Origin of the sequence: Microbacterium sp. W4I20, assembly GCF_030816505.1 — a bacterium.
Lineage (GTDB): Bacteria > Actinomycetota > Actinomycetes > Actinomycetales > Microbacteriaceae > Microbacterium.
The window spans coordinates 2,863,743-2,879,293 of sequence record NZ_JAUSYB010000001.1 but is presented as its reverse complement, the minus strand read 5'-3'; the positions used below and the strand labels follow the sequence as shown (position 1 = coordinate 2,879,293).

The following is a 15,551-nucleotide window of genomic DNA, read 5'->3' as shown; positions in this document are numbered from 1 at the left end:
CGTAGTTTTCGAGGATGACCACCGAGACCGCGCCCGGGGCCGAGGCCCCGACCCGCCTGCGTCGGGCCATCACCGGCCCGCTCCTGTTCGCATTCATCCTGGGCGACGTGCTCGGCGCCGGCATCTACGCCCTCATGGGCGTGCTCTCCGAGAAGGTCGGCGGGATGCTGTGGGCACCGCTCCTGCTCGCCCTGCTGCTCGCGCTGCTCACCGCCGGCTCCTACGCAGAGCTCGTCACCAAGTACCCGAAGGCCGGTGGTTCCGCCGTCTTCGCCGAGCGTGCGTTCCACAGCCCGCTCGTCTCGTTCCTCGTCGGCTTCAGCATGCTCGCCGCGGGTGTCACCAGCGCCGCGGGTCTCGCCATCGCCTTCGCCGGCGACTACTTCCGCACCTTCATCGACCTGCCGACCATCCCGGTCGCGATCGCCTTCCTCGCCGTCGTCGCGCTGCTGAACGCCCGCGGCATCCGCGAATCCATGGGCGCCAACCTCGTGATGACCGCGATCGAGCTCAGCGGCCTGGTCATCGTCATCGCGGTCGTCGCGATCTTCGTCGGCGGGGGCGGCGGAGACGTGTCCCGGGTCACGCAGGCACCCGAGGGCACCAGCGTCGGCATGGCTGTTCTCGCCGGAGCCGTGATCGCGTACTACTCCTTCGTCGGCTTCGAGACCTCCGCCAACATGATCGAAGAGGTGAAGAACCCGCGCCGCACGTACCCCCGCGCGCTCTTCGGCGCGCTGTTCACGGCGGGTGCCGTGTACGTGCTGGTCGGTCTCGCGAGCTCGATCGCCCTGCCGGCATCCGAGCTGCAGGAATCGAGCGGACCACTGCTCGCCGTCGTCGAGGCGACCGGCGTCAGCATCCCCTCCTGGCTGTTCAGCCTGATCGCGCTGATCGCCGTCGCGAACGGCGCTCTTCTGACGATGATCATGGTCAGCCGCCTCACCTACGGCATGGCCGAGCAGGATCTGCTGCCCGCAACCCTGGGCCGCGTGCTGCCGAAACGCAAGACGCCGTGGGTCGCGATCCTCACCACCACCCTCGTCGCGATGGGGCTCACCCTGGTCGGCGACCTGGCCACCCTCGCCGAGACCGTCGTGCTGCTGCTGCTGTTCGTCTTCCTCAGCGTGAACGTGTCGGTGCTCGTGCTGCGCCGCGACAAGGTCGAGCACGACCACTTCCGCATCTGGACGTTCGTGCCCGTCCTCGGCATCGCCTCCTGCATCCTGCTCCTCACCCAGCAGCGACCGATCGTCTGGCTGTTCGGAGCGATCCTGCTCGTCGTCGGCGTCATCCTCTTCCTGCTGGCCCGCTGGGGCCGCACGCGCACCGCGAACTCCACGACCCACGAGAACCACGACCCGGAGGACACCCATGAGCACGCCTGAGCACCCTTCTGCCGACGACGAGACCTTCGAGGAGAACCGTCACGATCAGCTGACGTCGGCGCCCGATGCCACCGAAGCCGACGCCGCACCGCGCATCGAGGTCAGCGAGCACGACGGCAACACGCGCATCGACATCGCCCCGGATGCTGCCGTGCGCCCGGGCCCCGGTCCCGGCGTCGAGACCGACGACGAGGTCTAGCGGTCGCTTCTACACGTCGACGACGAGCTCCCGAGAGGTCGACCGCGACACGCACGGGTAGATCGTCATCGAGTCGTCGTCGGCGTTGAGCGAATCGCGGTGCTCGGGGATGCCGTCGAGCACGTTCAGGGCGCAGGAGCCGCAGACGCCGCGCAGGCAGGAGCCGCCGACCGACACTCCGGCATCCGCCAGAGCGTCGAGCATCGACCGCTGCGGCGGAACCTCGACCGTGACCTCCGACCGCGAGCACACCACCGAGAACGTCTCGTTCGGCCGGTGCTCACGCGGCTTGGGCTCGAAGCGTTCGACGTGGATGCTGCTCCCCTCGGGCAGCGCATCCGCGAGTCCGGTGAGCGCGTCGATGAAGCCCTGCGGGCCGCAGGCATAGACCGCGGTGCCGGGTTCGATGTCGGCCAGCAGTCCCGCCAGGTCGAGTCGGCCGAGCTCCGAGCTGACGTGCGTCGTGACCCGGTCGCCGAGCGCCTCGAGCTCGGTCGAGAATGCGATGTCCTCCGGCCGCCGAGCGAGATACGTCATGCGCCAGTTCGCCCCCTCGGCTGCCAGATGACGGGCCATCGCCAGGATCGGCGTGATGCCGATGCCCGCGGCGAGAAGCAGGTAGGCCGGTGCGTCGGTGAGGGCGAACAGGTTGCGCGGTGGCCGCACCCACACGCGGCTGCCGACCCGCAGGAACGAGTGGATGTAGTGCGAGCCTCCGCGGGAGGCCGCCTCGCGCAGCACGGCGATGCGGTATCCCGTGACGTCCGCCGGGTCGCCGCACAGCGAGTACTGCCGTTCATGCCGCGTGATCAGCTGCACATCGATGTGCGCGCCCGGCACCCAGGGCGGGAGCGGCGAGCCGTCGGGGGCCTCGAGCCGCACGCTCACGATCGACGGCGTCTCGCGGACGATCTCGCTGACGAGGAGGGGGATCATCCCCGCGCGGGAGCGCATTCAGTACAGCACCTTGTAGGCGCCGGCCATCGCATCGTCGATCGCGGTGCCGACGGTCGGATCCCAGCCCGACATGCTCGCCCAGATCTGCCCGGAGCTGGGCACCTCTGCCGCAAGATCCTGGGTCTCCGGATCCCACAGGCCACCGCGCAGCAGGGCGCGACCGCAGTGCAGGTAGACCTGCTCGGTGCGAATGACGATGGCGAGATCGGGTACGGCGTGATCCTGTTCGAGCATCGCCAGGAGAGCCGGATCGTCGGTCACCGTGGCGGTGCCGTTGATGCGGAGTGTCTCGGTCATGCCGGGGACGAAGCACAGCAGTCCGACGTGGCCGTTGTCGAGGATGTTCGTCATCGAGTCGGCGATCTTGTTGCCGAGGCGGTCGGGGATCACGAGCGTCTGCGCATCGAGTGCGCGGACGAAGCCGGGGTAGTCGCCGCGAGGTGAGCAGTCGCAGTTGCCCGCGGCATCCGACGTGGACAGGCAGCAGAACGGCGAGTGCGCGAGGAACGCCAGGCAGTTGTCGTCGAGGTGATCGGTGATCTTCTGCGTGGTCGGGGCGTCGGGCTCCCCCATCTTCGCTCGCAGAGCAGCCAGGTCGACGGGTCGAAAGTCACGGACGTCCATACTCCGACGGTAGACAACAGCGACCGCGGTGTCAGCATCGCTTCGTCACAGCAAACAGGGTGGTGACTGTGCCGGGGGAACACCGGGGGCGGGTCAGCCTCCGGCGGGTCAGTACGATCTCCTTCATGGGCAGCCTGACACCGCGGGGAGCGACCCGGCCGAGGGCACTGTCGGTCGTGAGCATGGCGACCGCCGGGATCCTCTTCGCCCTGGTCGGCTGCGGTTCGACGGACTCGCCATCCGAGCGGGGCACCGTCATCGATCTGCTGCAGCAGGACTGGCGGCACGTGTCGGGGATCGTCGCGGACGGCGATGGTGTGCGGGTGACGGCGACGGGGAGACGCATCGTGGAGCAGGACGGAGGGGGAGGCCAGCCGAACCCACCGATCAACCTCGCGGGCACGCATCTGGTGGCCTCGGGAGAGTTCTCGCTCCGGGTGTCGTTCACGGACGTGACCGCCGACGCGACCCTGGCCGTCTACGACAGCCCGCCGGTGATCGCGGACGAGTTCCGGATCGAGCCCGCGGGTCTCCAGCTCACCCTCCGCGGCGATGACCTCCGCATCGCCGTCTTCGACGGTTCTCCCCCGCCCGACGTGACCGACCCCCAGCCGGTGCACGACGCGCACGTCACGGTCATCGACCCCGAGGCCGAGCTCTCGGTACACCGTTCCGGCGACCGGCTCGAGATCGCGAGCGGCGGCGAAACCTTGTCCGCGCTGCCCCTCGGCGACGTCTTCGGCTCGGGGGAGCTCTGGTGGGGGTTGTCGAGCGAGGAGGGCTCTTTCACGGTCCGTTCGCTCACTGCCGCGGCGCCGGGTGGTACTGCCCTGACCACCGCCGGTCCGGCCGCCGCTGACGCAGAACCGTCTTCGAATGGTCTGCAGGCTCTTGCTGCCCGCGCTCGCCCGGACTTCCTGATGGGCGCGGCGGTGGCACTCGGTCCACTGGCCTCGGATGCCGAATACGCGAACAACCTCGTGGGCGCGTTCGGCGCCGTCACCCCGGAGAACGCGATGAAACCGCAGGCGCTCTCTCCGCGGCAGGGGGAATACACCTTCGAGGAGGCCGATGCCCTCCTCGACCTCGCGGAGAGCAAGGGAATCGCCGTGCACGGCCACACCATCGCCTTCACCGAGGCGATGCCCCGCTGGATGCAGGAGCTTCCCACCGGCTCCGAGCAGGACCGCCAGGCCAGCGCCGAGGTTCTGCTCGACTACGTGACCACCGTCGTCACGCATTTCCGGGGTCGGCTCGCGTCGCTCGACGTCGTCAACGAACCGTTCGACGTCGATCAGGGAACCCGTCTGCAGGAGAACATCTGGCATCGCGTCTTCGGACCGGCCTACCCGCAGGTCGTCTCGCAGGCGGTTCACGATGCGGACCCCAACGTCAGGCAGTTCATCAACGAGAACGGCGCTGACGTGCCCGGTCCCCGTCAGGACGCCCTCCTTCAGCTTGCTCTCGACACGAACGACCAGGGCGGACACATCGACGGCGTGGGCCTTCAGGCTCACGTCTACGATCTTGAGACCGATGCCATCTCGGCCGATGATCTCGCCACCACATTCGACAGCTTCGCCGATGCCGGGCTGGTCGTTCGAATCTCCGAGAACGACGTCACGGACAGCGAGGGCCAGGATGCCCAGGCGGATCAGTACGCCACGGTCCTCGCAGCCTGCCTCCGCTCGGAAGCATGCGTCTCCTACACGACGTGGGGGGTCGACGATCGGTTCGACTGGTGGATCGACGACGACCGCGGCCTGCACCAGGGCCACGACCTCCTCTTCGACGACGGCGAGCCGACACCTGCGTACGACGCAGTGAGACGAGTGCTCGCGGGCTGACCGCCGGGTGGCACGACCGTTCCGGCGCAAGCCGGGTCAGCCTCCCGCGGCCAACCGCACCCGCAGGTTCTCCAACCGCACTGCGGCCTGCACGCGGAACCGATACTCGGCGTCATCCCAGTCGCCGTCCAGCAGCGTCCAGATGCGCTCGAGGCGCTGCTGAACGGTGTTCTTGTGCACCCGCAGCGCCGTGGCGGCCGCCTGCCGGCTGCCTCCCCCGTCGAAGTAGGCACCGAGGGTCTCGACGAGGGCGGTGCCGCGCCGGGAATCCCACTCGCGCACCCGGCCGAGCACATCGTCGACGAAGCGGGTCACGGCGTCCGGCGCGGCAGAGGTGAGCGCGTGATACGGCGCGAAGGAGTCGGACCGCACGGTGGAGCCGCCGATGCCCAGCGGTTCGAGCAGGCGCAGGTCGCGGGTCGCGCGGTCGGTGGCGATGCGGAGCGACGGGATGCCGCCATCGACGGCGGCGACGACGGCGCGGATGCCGGGCTCACGCAACCGGTCGGCGAGCACGCGGCGCATCCGCTCGGTCGCGTCGGTCGCATCGGGGACCGCCCACGCGACGAGCAGGTGATCTCCGCGCACAGCGACGAGCCCGTCAGCTCCGACGACGTCGGCCGCGGTGGTGAGCGCACCCTCGCGCCCCCGCACATCGACCACCGCGCACGCCGTGATCGCGCCCGAGAGCTCCGCCGCGAGATCGGCCGCGTTCCGGGCCGTATCCCCCTCGAGTGCCGCGAGCAGCGTACGCGCCCTGCGCTCAGCGCGGAGTGCCGACACCGCATCGCGCTTGAACGACACCAGTGCGGCGATGTGGGCCGCTCGCTCCAGAGTCGGCCGGACCACGTCGTCGGCCGGCACCTCGGCATCGTCGCCCTCCGCGACGATGGCACCCAGCACGCGGTCGGCGCCCAGGATCGCGACCACCAGCCAGCGCTTTCCGTCGTGGTCGATCGAGGCGGCGTGGCCGCTCCGCTGGCTCGCACGCACGGCGTCGGTGAGCAGCACCCGCGCGGGAAGGCCGCGGACGGCATCCGGAGAGGCGCCCAGCGGCCGGGCCCCGTCATCGAGCGCCCAGACGCGGCGGTCCAGTCGACCCGAGAGCGTGGCGACCAGGTCGACGACCGTCGCACCCGACATCACCGCCGAGGTCAGCTGCTCGTGGATGCTGCTCGCCACCTGCGTCGCCGCCAGGTGCCGCTGCAGCTCCCGGTACGCCTCCTCCGCCCGCGCTCGGGCCGCCGCGCTGTCGGCCAGCACCCGCGCGCTGTGCAGGACGGCCGCGGCGTGATCGGCGAAGGCCGACAGCAGCAGCACCTGCTCGGGCGTGAAGTCGTGCGCGAAGCGGTTGCACGCGAACAGGGCACCGAGCACCTCGTCGCCGACCGCGAGCGGCACCCCGAGAAAGGACACGAGCCCCTCACGCTCGACCGCGGCGTCGATCGAGGCGTCGTGCGGAGCATCCGCCATCCGCGCGTACTGCCGCACCCACACCGGTTCGCGACTGTTCGCGACCAGGCTCGCGAGTCCGTAACCCGCCGGCACCAGCAGATCGCGGAACTCCGGGGTGACCGTGCCCACCGAGTACCGCACCCGCAGGTCGCCCTGCGCATCGTCGACCTCGGAGAGATAGGTGACGTCGGTGCCCATCAGCTCGTGCGCGCGCTCTACCAGCCGACGCAGCACATCGGTGACGTCCTGCAGGCGCACGAGTTCGCGCGCGGTCGAGAACAGCGCCTCGAGCTCGGTGGCCCGGCGGCGCAGCCGCGCGGTCAGCTGCTGCGACTCCTGCACCGAGGCCAGCAGCTCGTCGACCTCGGCGGCAGCGACGTCGGCCTCGGCGAGCAGCGCGGAGAGCGCCGCGGTGCCCACGCCCGGCTCGGAACGACTGGCCGACACGACCTCGCGCACCAGTGCCGCCGTCGCACCGGGAGAGGCTGCGGTCGGATCGACCATCGCACCTCCTCGGCAGCGGTCACACGGAAATGCTCATCGGGTGAACAGCAGTCTACGAGCGCCGGTTCGTCCTAGCCATGCGAGGGGAACACCGGAGGACGCCGTGCCGCGAAGGCGGCGAGCCCCTCACGGGCATCGGGGCTCGCGAACGCCTGCTGTCCGAGCTCGGCCTCGAGCCGGAACGCCTCGTCCTCCGGGAGATCCTGCAGTGCCCGCACCGCCCGCTTCACCGTCGCGACCGCGGTGCGGCTCTTCGTCAGCAGCTGCTCGGCGACGCGGAGTGCCTCGTCGCGAAGATCGGCGGCCGGAAACCACCCGGTTGACGAGCCCGTAGCGCAGCGCGGTCTCGGCGTCGATGCGCTCTCCGCGCAGCATCAGGTCCATCGCGAACGCGTAGGGGATCTGCCGCACGAGCCGCACCAGCGTGCCGCCGGCCGGCACCACGCCGACCCCGGTCTCCGGCAGCCCGAACTCGGCGTGCGACGCCGCGAGACGGATGTCGGTCGACAGCATGATCTCGAAGCCGGCGCCGAGGGCCAGGCCGTTGATCGCCGCGACCACCGGCTTCTCGAGCGTCGAGTGCTTCTGGTGCGCCGCGTCCCACTCGCTGATGTCGAATCGCTCCTCGGTGAGCGCCGGTATCGACTCGCCGAGGTCGGCCCCGACGCAGAACGCGCGGTCGCCGGCTCCGGTGAGCACCGCGACGCCGATGCCGGCGTCGTCGCGCACCTCCGCGAACGCGGCACCGAGTTCGTCGTACATCGCGAGCGTCATCGCATTGAGCTTCTCGGGCCGATCGATCGTGATCAGCCCGACGGCCCCGTGCCTCTCGAGACGGATGCCCGGCATCAGACGGTCCCGCTCTGCCGCAGGGCCTCGACATCGTCCGGCGAGAATCCGAGCAGATCACGCAGCACGTCGGCCGTGTGCTGGCCGATGTCCGGCGCGAGTCCGGCCGTCCGGGGCGGGGTGCGGTCGAGCTTGACCGGCGACCCGAAGGTGCGGAGCGTGCCGTGCCCGGGGTACTCGGCCTCCACGATCATGCCGCGGGCGGCGATCTGCGGATCCTCCACGACCTCGCCGATGTCCTTCACCGCGCTCAGCGGCACGAGGTCGCCGGCGAGCTGCTCGAGCTCGACCTTCGTGCGGTCGGCGAACCACCGCTCGACCATCGGCCGCACCTCGGTGCGGTAGACCTCGGCGTCGAAGCGCGCGGCCATGGTGTGCAGGTCGGGGTGCGCCTCCCAGTCGGCAGCGGTGCCGAACGTCTCGCACGAGATGCGCCAGAACTTGTCGGTGTACCCGCCGAAGAACACGAAGCCGTCGGAGCACGGGAACAGCTCGTAGGGCCGGACGAACGGATGCTCGTTGCCGAGCGGCTCGGGGATCGTGCCGTCGACCGTGTAGGCCACGACCGCGTTCTCGGTGAGGGTGAGCACGGAGTCCTGCTGCGAGACGTCGACCAGCTGCCCCTCACCCGTGCGCTCGACGTGGCGGAGGGCCGAGAGCACGCCGATGACGCCGTAGAGGCTGGCGGCGAGGTCGCCGATGATCGTGCCCACCCGGGTCGGAGGGCCGCCGGCGGGACCGTTCATCGACCACAGCCCGCCCGTCGCCTGCGCGCTGTTGTCGTACGCCGGCCGCGAGCGGTACGGCCCGGTCTGCCCGTACCCGCTGAGGGCCGCGTAGACGAGCCGCGGGTTCACCGTGCGCAGCCGCTCGTAACCGTGCCCGAGCCGGTCCATCGTGCCCGGGCGGAAGTTCTCCACCAGCACGTCGGCCTTCTCGACGAGGCGGTCGAGAACGGCTGCGGCATCCGGGCTCTTGAGATTCAGCGTGACGCCGAGCTTGTTGCGGTTGTACTGCGCGAAGAACCCGCTGAGCGGCTCCTCCCCCGCACGGTCGAGCAGCGGCGGGAACGTGCGGGTGTAGTCCGGGTCGCCCGGGTTCTCGACCTTGATCACGGTCGCGCCGAGATCGGCGAGGATCATCGAGCAGTACGGACCGGCGACCACCCGCGTCACGTCGAGCACGACGACGCCGTCGAGGGAGCCGGGCGCGGCATCCACTCCGCCGAGGGTGTTCAGCAGGGCGCGCGTCGCGTCGTCGATCATCGAGAGGATCCTTCGGTTGCGGGGGCGGATGCTGCGGCGCGACGGGTGAGCCGGTGCAGCAGCGTGGCCGAGACGAGAGTGATCAGACCCGCGACCACGATGTAGAGCGCGATCGCCCAGCTGCCGCCGAAGACCGTCAGCAGCTCGAGGTAGATGATCGGCACGAACGCCGAGCCGATGATCGTGCCGATGCCGAGGGCGAGCGACATGCCGGTGTAGCGGATGCGCACGTCGAAGGCCTGCGCGTACAGCACGCCGAGCGTGCCGTAGGTGGCGCAGAAGGCGATCGTCATCGCGAGGTAGGCGGCGTATGCGGCGGCCAGGCTCCCCGTGTCGATCAACCAGAACGCGGGGAAAGCCAGCAGCACCGACAGGATCGTGCCCGCAGCGAAGACCTTCGCGACGCCGAAGCGGTCGGCGAGCCAGCCGGCCAGCGGCAGTCCGCCGAGCGCCAGGACCGAGCAGATCGTCGCGATCGTCAGCATCTCGGACCGCTCGTGACCGATGAACTCGGTGCCGTAGGTGAGGCTGAACGTGAACAGCATGTAGAAGACGGCGCCGATCACGGCGAAGCTGAGGGCGGCGAGCAGCACCTGCGCGAGGTGGGTCTTGAGGGTGTCCCACAGCGGCACCTTGGCGGCCTTGCCGGCATCCCGCATCTCCTCGAACTCGGGCGTCTCGGTGATCTTCAGCCGGATGAACAGGCCGACCAGCACCAGCACCGCGCTGATCAGGAACGGCACGCGCCAGCCCCACTCGGCGAACGCGTCGCCGGGCAGCGCCACGAGCGGAAGGAACACCAGCGTCGACAGCGTGAGACCGAGCGCGAGGCCGACCTGCGGGAAGCTGCCGAGGAACGCACGGCGGCGGGGTTCGGCGTGCTCGACGACCAGCAGCACGGCGCCGCCCCACTCGCCGCCGAGGGCGAAGCCCTGCACGAAGCGCAGCACCATGAGCAGGATCGGAGCCGCGACGCCGATCGCGGCGTACGTCGGCAGGAGTCCGATGAGGAAGGTCGCCGCGCCCATCAGGATCAGTGAGAGCACCAGCATCCGCTTGCGCCCGATGCGGTCGCCGAAGTGACCGAAGACGATCGAGCCGAGCGGACGCCCGAAGTACCCGACCGCGATGCCGCCGAACGCGAGGATCGTGCCGACCAGCGGGTCGTAGTCGGGGAAGAACAGGCCGTTGAGGATGAGCGCCGCCGCCGTCGAATAGGCGAAGAAGTCGAACCACTCGACGGTGGTGCCGACGACGCTGGACGCGACGATCGTGCGGATCTGCGACGGCGCGGTCGAGGGGTTCCTCCCGGATGCTGCGCGTGAGCGGCGCGTCGCCGTGGATGCCGAGGCCATGAGGGGTGTCCTTTCCGCCGGCGTCCGCGCTGAAGCCGGCAGTGTCCAGCCTGGTCGGAGGTGCGGCGCGGGAGTATGTGTCTTCGGACTACAAGCAGTACGTGGTCATGGCGCTGTGCGCCACAGCATCCGTCGCCGCGTGTGGGGCTGAGATCGCGCCGATGGGCTGAAGAATCCGGCAGATCCTTCAGCCCCTCGCGGAGATCTCCTCCCCACACGGCGGGGGTGTGGATGCTGCGGGCGCGGATGCTGCGGGCGCGGATGCTGCGGGCGCGGATGCTGCGGGTGTGGATGCTGCGGGCGCGGATGCCGCGGAAGCAGCCTCAGGCGCGCTCGAGCCGCCGCCAGGCGAGCTCGGCCAGCACGCGCGCCTGCAGCGGCACGACCGCGTCGTCGAAGATCGCGGTCTCGGCGTGCAGGGGCATCGGCCCGCTGTCGGGCGCCGCGCCGACGAACACCAGCGCGCCCGGCACCTCCTCCAGCACATACGAGAAGTCCTCCGAGGCCATCGACGGCGCAGCCAGCCGCGTCACGCGCTCCTCGCCGACGATCTCGTCGAGCACGGCGAGCACCTCCCGCGTCTCGGCCGGGTCGTTGTACGTCACCGGGTACGACGCGAAGAACTCGCACTCGAGGGCGCAGCCGTTCGCCTCGGCGATGCCGGTGAGCAGCGCGGGCAGCTGCGTGCGCACGGTGTCGAGCGTGGCCTTCGAGAGCGTGCGGATGTTGGCCTCGAGCGACACGCTCGCCGCCAGCACGTTGCTCGCCTCGGAGTCGCTGCTGAGCCGGGTGATCGAGATCACGGCCTGGTCGGTGGCGGGCAGCCGCCGTGCGGCGAAGGTCTGCACGGCGAGGATCAGCTGCGCGGCCACCGGCACCGGATCGATACCCAGCTGCGGGAAAGCTGCATGCCCGCCCGTGCCCCGGAGCACCATCCGCAGCGCGCTGGCACTGGCCATCATCGCGCCCTCGCGGGTCACGAGCTGTCCTCGCGGTGTGGCACTGTCGACGTGGATCGCGTAGGCGGCGACCGGCCGCTCCTCCGCGGCATCCAGCACGCCCTCCTCGATCATGACGCGACCGCCGGCCTGCCCCTCCTCGCCGGGCTGGAACATGAAGATCACGGTCCCCGGCAGCTCGTCGCGGCGCGCGGCGAGCAGCCGCACGGCACCCAACAGTCCGGCCATGTGCAGGTCGTGACCGCAGGCGTGCATCGCGCCCGAGGTCGAGGCGAACGGCAGCCCGGTGGCCTCGGCCACCGGCAGTCCGTCCATGTCGCCGCGCAGCAGCACCACGGGTCCGGGCCGCCCGCCGCGCAGCACCGCGGTGATCGACGACAGCGTGGTGCCGAGCGTGATCTCGAGTCCGAGACCCTCGAGTTCGCGCAACAGAACGGCCTGGGTCACGGGAAGATCGAGCCCGATCTCGACCACCTGGTGCAGCTCGCGCCGCACGGCGATCAGGTCGGCGCGGAGATCCTCCGCCGCCTCGTCGAAGCGTGTCGTCATCCGAACTGCATCCTCTCGCCGAGCACGGGCACCGCATCGAGCAGTTCCTGCGTATAGGGGTCGGACGGATTCGCGAGCAGCGTCTCGGTGGGTCCGGCCTCGACCAGCTTGCCATGCCGCATCACGCACACCTCGTCGCTGATGTACCGCACGACCGCGAGGTTGTGCGAGATGAACAGCATCGAGATGCCGAGCTCGAGCTGCAGTTCGCGCAGCAGGTTGAGGATCGCACCTTGCACCGAGACGTCGAGCGCGCTGGTGACCTCGTCGGCGATGAGCACCGACGGCTCCCCCGCCAGCGCCCGCGCGATCGTGATGCGCTGCCGCTGCCCGCCTGAGAAGGCACCGGGCCGCTCACCGGCACGATCGGGGTCGAGGTGCACCTGGGCCAGCAGTTCGCGCACCCGCGCGATGCGCTCCGCGCGGGACCACCGCCGCCCCGTCGCCCGCAGCGCCTCGGCGATCGAGTCACCGATCGGCATCAGCGGGTCGAGGGCGGAGAACGGATCCTGGAACACGAGCTGCATGCGCCGCCGGGTGCGGCGCGCGGCCGCGTTCCCGCCCACGGCATCCGCGCCGTCGACCCTGATCGAGCCCGACTCCGGGCGGACGAGCCCCACGGCGGCGGCGGCGATCGTGCTCTTGCCCGATCCGGATTCGCCGACGAGTCCGACCGTCCGGCCCTTCGGGACCGCCAGGCTCACGCGGTCGACCACGCGTGTGCGGCCGTACCGCACGCTCAGGTCGACGATCTCCAGCGCGTTCACGCCCTCGGAACCGCTCACGCCGGCACCTCGTCTTCGAGTGCTTCCGGCACGAGCTCCGGCGGGATCACCGGCAGCGGCTGCGTGCGGTCGCTGGTCATGTCGGGCAGGCACGCGATCAGCGCCTTCGAGTACGGATGCTGCGCGTCCTCGCGGATGCGGCGGGCGTCGAGCGTCTCGACGGCGCGGCCGTCCTTCATCACGACGACCCGGTCGCAGAACGCCGAGACCAGCGCGATGTCGTGCGAGATGAACACGATCGCGGCGCCTGTCTCCTCCTGCGCCCGATGCAGCACGCCCATCACCTGGCGCTGCACGGTCACATCGAGCGCGGTCGTGGGCTCATCGGCCACGATCAGTCGCGGGCGCCCGGTCAGAGCTTGTCCGATCATCGCGCGCTGCCGCATGCCGCCGGAGAACTCGTGCGGGTACTGCTTCAGCCGCTGCGCCGCGTTCGGGATGCCGACCGCGTCGAGCGCATCGGCCGCACGGGCGCGCGCGTCCTTCGGCCGCATGCCCATGTGCACCTCCGGCACCTCGGTCAGCTGCCGGCCGATCGTGAGCGCGGGGTTCAGCGAGGTGAGCGGATCCTGGAAGATCATGCCGAGCTCCACGCCCAGGCGCGCGCGGTCGGCGGCCGAGGGAGCACGGGTCATGTCGAGGTCGCCGAACGTGTGCGCCGAGGTCGTCACGATGGCGTCGTCGCCGAGGAGCCCGGCCAGCGCCATCGCGGTGAGCGACTTGCCGGATCCGGATTCGCCGACGATGCCCACGATCTCACCGCGGCCGATCCGCAGGTCCACACCGCGCACGCGCTCGACGACTCCCCCGTCGGCGGTCGCGAACGCGATGTGCAGATCGCGGATCTCGGCGACCGTGTCCCCCGACGGCTCGGCGCTCTCCGCCACGCGCTCCCGACGGCGCGACGAGATCGTGACCGAGCCGGCGGCCCGTGCGGCGACCGCCCGGAATCCGGCGCCGCGAGATCCCGCGACCGCCTCGCTGAGCATGGTGAAGACGAGACCGGCGAGCACCACGGCGATGCCGGGCCCGAGGGCGGCGAGCGGGTTGACGTAGATGCGCAGGATCCCCTCCTGCAGCATCCGTCCCCAGTCGTAGGCGGGCGCCTGCACGCCGAGGCCGAGGAACGAGAGCCCGGCGAACGAGAGCAGCGTCACGCTCGCGGTCGCTGCCGCGTTCACGAAGAACGGGTTCGCGATGTTGGGCAGCACGTGCCGCAGCAGGACGCCGATCGGACCGACGCCGACGACCCGCGCGGCCCGCACGTAGTCGCGCCCTGAGACCGACGCCGCGAGGTTGTAGACCAGACGGGCGAAGGAGGGGATGCCGGCGAAGCCGATCGCGAGCATGGCGCCGGTCGCCGTGGCGCCCCAGATGACCGTGAAGAACAGCACCATGAGCAGCCAGGGGAACGCGAGCAGGATGTCGAGCAGCCCGGTGAACCACCGACGCGGGTACTTCGGCAGGATGCTGGCGACCAGGCCGAACACGATGCCGCCGCACAGCGCGATGGCCGTGGCGCCGAGGGTCAGCAGCAGCGTGAGCCGGGTGGCCACGAGCACGCGGGCGAGGATGTCGCGGCCGAGCTCATCGGTGCCGAACGGGTGGGCGGCGCTCGCGCCCAGCAGACGCGAGGAGACGTCGGTCGTGGTCGCCGCGTCGCCCCAGATGGTCGGGCCGGCGACGGCGGCGAACACCAGCACGGCGCTGCCGACGATCGCCGAGATCGCGGTCGGGTTGAGGATCTTCTTGCGCAGAGACATCGGGATCAGCCCTCCGTGATCGACGAGCGTGGATCGATGGTGGCGAGGATCACATCGACGACGAGGTTCACGCCTAGCACGATGAGGGCGAAGACGATGACGACGCCCTGCACCATCGGATAGTCCTTGGCCCCGACCGACGACACCATGATCGACCCGAGACCCGGGATGGCGAAGACGGCCTCGATGAGCACGGTCGCCGCAGTGAGCCCGGCGAGGATCAGGCCGCCGACGGTGAGCGACGCGGTGACGATGTTCGGCAGCGCGTGCCGCAGGTACACCAGTCGGCGCGGCAGTCGCTTCGCGCGGGCGGTGGTCATGTAGGTCGTGTCGAGCACCGCGAGCATCTCGACCTGCACGATGCGCACGAGGTAGGCCATCGGACCGATCGCGAGGGCGATCACCGGCAGCACCACGTCGGCGGGTTCGCCCCAGCCCGCCGCCGGGAACCAGCCGAGCCGCACCGCGAACAGCGAGATCAGTCCGACGGCCAGCAGGAAGCTGGGGACGGCGATGAGGATGCCGAGCACGGCCGAGACCGCGATCGACAGTCCGCGCCGGCGGCCGGAGCGGGCGAGCACCGCTGCCCCGATCCCCGCGGGGAGCGCGCCGACCACGGCGATGACGAAGGCGAGGACGGCCAGCAGCAGCGTGGTCGGGAACCGCTGCGCGAGCACGTCGACCACCGGCCGCTGCAGCCGCACCGAGGTGCCGAGGTCACCGGTGAACAGGCCGCCGATGAACCGCACGAACTGCTCGGGCATCGATCGGTCGAGCCCGAGCTGGATGCGTGTGGCCTCGACGAGCTGCGGGGTGGCGCTCTGCCCCAGCGCCGCGCGCACCGGGTCGCCGGGCACGAGATACATGAGCAGGAAGGATGCCACGATCACGACGGCGAGCGAGACGACCAGGCGTCCGAGGCGTCGCAGCAGGAAGGCGGTGCGCGGGGTCAGCCCGCGCCGGAGACGGCGTTCCTCCACCCGCGCCGCCAGGGCGGCCGTACTGGTGTCGGCCACCTCGGAGGTCGCGAGTGGAGGAATCGTCGTCATGAT

14 protein-coding genes and 1 pseudogene are annotated in these 15,551 nt (G+C 70.5%); 4 read left to right on the top strand and 11 right to left on the bottom strand.

The annotated features are described in order from the left end of the window. The first annotated feature begins 14 nt into the window (after positions 1–14). Positions 15–1,388, top strand: coding sequence for an APC family permease (locus QFZ21_RS14060; RefSeq protein ID WP_307378829.1), 1,374 nt, complete (start codon positions 15–17; stop codon positions 1,386–1,388). Next, a complete protein-coding gene (locus QFZ21_RS14055) occupies positions 1,375–1,587 on the top strand; it encodes a multidrug transporter (RefSeq protein ID WP_307378827.1) in 213 nt (70 codons plus the stop codon). Before QFZ21_RS14060 ends, QFZ21_RS14055 begins: the two co-directional genes overlap by 14 nt. A gap of 9 nt (positions 1,588–1,596) precedes the next feature. Here QFZ21_RS14055 and QFZ21_RS14050 read toward each other — a convergent pair whose 3' ends face one another. Together QFZ21_RS14050 and QFZ21_RS14045 are read right to left on the bottom strand one after the other, a co-directional pair. Beyond that, positions 1,597–2,541, bottom strand: a complete 945-nt coding sequence (locus QFZ21_RS14050) for a PDR/VanB family oxidoreductase (RefSeq protein WP_307378826.1) — start codon at positions 2,539–2,541, stop codon at positions 1,597–1,599. After that, positions 2,542–3,168, bottom strand: a complete 627-nt coding sequence (locus QFZ21_RS14045) for an MSMEG_1061 family FMN-dependent PPOX-type flavoprotein (protein ID WP_307378825.1) — start codon at positions 3,166–3,168, stop codon at positions 2,542–2,544. Positions 3,169–3,293: 125 nt separating this feature from the next. On the opposite strand from QFZ21_RS14045, the gene QFZ21_RS14040 reads away from it, so the two are divergent. Then, a complete protein-coding gene (locus QFZ21_RS14040) occupies positions 3,294–5,015 on the top strand; it encodes an endo-1,4-beta-xylanase (RefSeq protein WP_307378823.1) in 1,722 nt (573 codons plus the stop codon). A gap of 36 nt (positions 5,016–5,051) precedes the next feature. On the opposite strand, the gene QFZ21_RS14035 is transcribed toward QFZ21_RS14040, so the two are convergent. From QFZ21_RS14035 to QFZ21_RS14020, 5 genes and pseudogenes are all read right to left on the bottom strand, one after another. Beyond that, complete coding sequence (locus tag QFZ21_RS14035) at positions 5,052–6,974, bottom strand: helix-turn-helix domain-containing protein (protein WP_307378822.1); 1,923 nt, start codon at positions 6,972–6,974, stop codon at positions 5,052–5,054. A gap of 71 nt (positions 6,975–7,045) precedes the next feature. Next, positions 7,046–7,234 (bottom strand): hypothetical protein, encoded by a 189-nt coding sequence (locus QFZ21_RS21115; RefSeq protein ID WP_373426046.1) that lies wholly within the window; start codon positions 7,232–7,234, stop codon positions 7,046–7,048. A gap of 52 nt (positions 7,235–7,286) precedes the next feature. Continuing rightward, positions 7,287–7,823, bottom strand: a pseudogene (locus tag QFZ21_RS14030) (enoyl-CoA hydratase/isomerase family protein); the annotation flags it as partial. Continuing rightward, a complete protein-coding gene (locus QFZ21_RS14025) occupies positions 7,823–9,088 on the bottom strand; it encodes a CaiB/BaiF CoA-transferase family protein (RefSeq protein ID WP_307378820.1) in 1,266 nt (421 codons plus the stop codon). The pseudogene QFZ21_RS14030 and the gene QFZ21_RS14025, both read right to left, overlap by 1 nt. Next, on the bottom strand, positions 9,085–10,443 hold the full coding sequence (locus QFZ21_RS14020; protein WP_307378819.1) for an MFS transporter: 1,359 nt from the start codon (positions 10,441–10,443) through the stop codon (positions 9,085–9,087). Before QFZ21_RS14020 ends, QFZ21_RS14025 begins: the two co-directional genes overlap by 4 nt. 5 nt (positions 10,444–10,448) lie before the next feature. On the opposite strand from QFZ21_RS14020, the gene QFZ21_RS14015 reads away from it, so the two are divergent. Beyond that, positions 10,449–10,613: a hypothetical protein gene (locus QFZ21_RS14015; protein WP_307378818.1), complete on the top strand. Its 165-nt coding sequence runs from the start codon at positions 10,449–10,451 to the stop codon at positions 10,611–10,613. Between the two features lie 153 nt (positions 10,614–10,766). Here QFZ21_RS14015 and QFZ21_RS14010 read toward each other — a convergent pair whose 3' ends face one another. Genes QFZ21_RS14010 through QFZ21_RS13995 form a run of 4 tightly spaced genes read right to left on the bottom strand, consistent with a single transcriptional unit; the run spans position 10,767 to position 15,548 of the window. Then, positions 10,767–11,951, bottom strand: coding sequence for a M20 family metallopeptidase (locus QFZ21_RS14010; protein WP_307378817.1), 1,185 nt, complete (start codon positions 11,949–11,951; stop codon positions 10,767–10,769). Continuing rightward, the gene (locus QFZ21_RS14005; protein WP_307378816.1) at positions 11,948–12,736 is read right to left on the bottom strand and encodes an ABC transporter ATP-binding protein; all 789 of its coding nucleotides are present in this window, start codon (positions 12,734–12,736) and stop codon (positions 11,948–11,950) included. Before QFZ21_RS14005 ends, QFZ21_RS14010 begins: the two co-directional genes overlap by 4 nt. After that, the gene (locus QFZ21_RS14000; RefSeq protein WP_307378815.1) at positions 12,733–14,499 is read right to left on the bottom strand and encodes a dipeptide/oligopeptide/nickel ABC transporter permease/ATP-binding protein; all 1,767 of its coding nucleotides are present in this window, start codon (positions 14,497–14,499) and stop codon (positions 12,733–12,735) included. The genes QFZ21_RS14005 and QFZ21_RS14000 overlap by 4 nt, the downstream gene beginning before the upstream one ends. A 5-nt stretch (positions 14,500–14,504) precedes the next feature. Continuing rightward, on the bottom strand, positions 14,505–15,548 hold the full coding sequence (locus QFZ21_RS13995) for an ABC transporter permease (RefSeq protein WP_307378814.1): 1,044 nt from the start codon (positions 15,546–15,548) through the stop codon (positions 14,505–14,507). Between the last annotated feature and the right edge of the window lie 3 nt (positions 15,549–15,551).

What these genes read in the sequence shown, in the direction of transcription:
- QFZ21_RS14060 (WP_307378829.1), top strand. Translation starts at nt 15, where the DNA reads ATGACCACCGAGACCGCGCCCGGGGCCGAGGCCCCGACCCGCCTGCGT.
- QFZ21_RS14055 (WP_307378827.1), top strand. Translation starts at nt 1,375, where the DNA reads ATGAGCACGCCTGAGCACCCTTCTGCCGACGACGAGACCTTCGAGGAG.
- QFZ21_RS14050 (WP_307378826.1), bottom strand. Translation starts at nt 2,541, where the DNA reads ATGCGCTCCCGCGCGGGGATGATCCCCCTCCTCGTCAGCGAGATCGTC.
- QFZ21_RS14045 (WP_307378825.1), bottom strand. Translation starts at nt 3,168, where the DNA reads ATGGACGTCCGTGACTTTCGACCCGTCGACCTGGCTGCTCTGCGAGCG.
- QFZ21_RS14040 (WP_307378823.1), top strand. Translation starts at nt 3,294, where the DNA reads ATGGGCAGCCTGACACCGCGGGGAGCGACCCGGCCGAGGGCACTGTCG.
- QFZ21_RS14035 (WP_307378822.1), bottom strand. Translation starts at nt 6,974, where the DNA reads ATGGTCGATCCGACCGCAGCCTCTCCCGGTGCGACGGCGGCACTGGTG.
- QFZ21_RS14025 (WP_307378820.1), bottom strand. Translation starts at nt 9,088, where the DNA reads ATGATCGACGACGCGACGCGCGCCCTGCTGAACACCCTCGGCGGAGTG.
- QFZ21_RS14020 (WP_307378819.1), bottom strand. Translation starts at nt 10,443, where the DNA reads ATGGCCTCGGCATCCACGGCGACGCGCCGCTCACGCGCAGCATCCGGG.
- QFZ21_RS14010 (WP_307378817.1), bottom strand. Translation starts at nt 11,951, where the DNA reads ATGACGACACGCTTCGACGAGGCGGCGGAGGATCTCCGCGCCGACCTG.
- QFZ21_RS14000 (WP_307378815.1), bottom strand. Translation starts at nt 14,499, where the DNA reads ATGTCTCTGCGCAAGAAGATCCTCAACCCGACCGCGATCTCGGCGATC.
- QFZ21_RS13995 (WP_307378814.1), bottom strand. Translation starts at nt 15,548, where the DNA reads ATGACGACGATTCCTCCACTCGCGACCTCCGAGGTGGCCGACACCAGT.